Source organism: Arthrobacter sp. SPT-J7, assembly GCF_059089965.1.
This window is the reverse complement of sequence record NZ_JBNHFF010000520.1, coordinates 1-705: the sequence shown is the minus strand read 5'-3', so window position 1 is coordinate 705 and position 705 is coordinate 1. Positions and strand designations below refer to the sequence as shown.

Below are 705 nucleotides of genomic sequence, written 5' to 3'. Positions count from 1 at the left end.
GGTCCACCTCGACAAAACCGCCAGGGTCAGCCGGCGCTGGCAGGGTTGTTGCCTTGAGCCAGTCCGGCGCCGATTGGGGCGGGACGGCGTTGAGGACGTCGTAGTGCAGGTTTTCCTCGACGCCGGACTCGATGTTGCGGACGGTGGCCTTCTGGGCCCCAGCATCCACGGACACCAGTTCGCTGTTGGTCCGCAGTTCGATGCCGTATTCGGCGATCTTGCGGTCCAGTTCCCGGTCCACCTCCGGCACTCCGAAGACCGTGGGGTAGGGCTGGACCATCACCACCCGGATCCTGTCCAGCACGCCCTGTTCCCGCCAGTAGTCGCAGGCAAGGTACATCGGCTTTTGGGCGGCTCCGCCGCATTTGATGGGGCCGGCGGGCATAGTGAACACGGCGGTGCCGGACTTCAACCCGCTCAGCAGTGTCCAAACCTTGGGCGCCAGCTCGAACTCGTAGTGGGAAGCCCCACTCGGCGAATGTACAGCCGCGGCCAGGCCGGGCACCGCGTCCCAGTCATACTGCAGGCCAGGGCACACCACCAGCTGCCCGTACGCCACCGTAGCTCCGGAGTCAAGGGTGATTGTATTCGAGTCGGTGTCCACGCCTGTGGCGGAATCGCGGATCCAGGTGACCCCCTTCGGAATGAGGGGTTCCTGCGGCCGGACGGCTTCCTTGGCAGCGGCCCTGCCGCCGGCGATATGGG

Annotated in this window: 1 protein-coding gene; it reads right to left on the bottom strand. The window is 66.0% G+C overall.

Going from position 1 to position 705, the window contains the following annotated elements:
- The coding region (locus tag AC5RWX_RS34025) for an NAD(P)/FAD-dependent oxidoreductase (RefSeq protein ID WP_494100536.1) at positions 1-705 on the bottom strand (705 nt) is incomplete at both ends.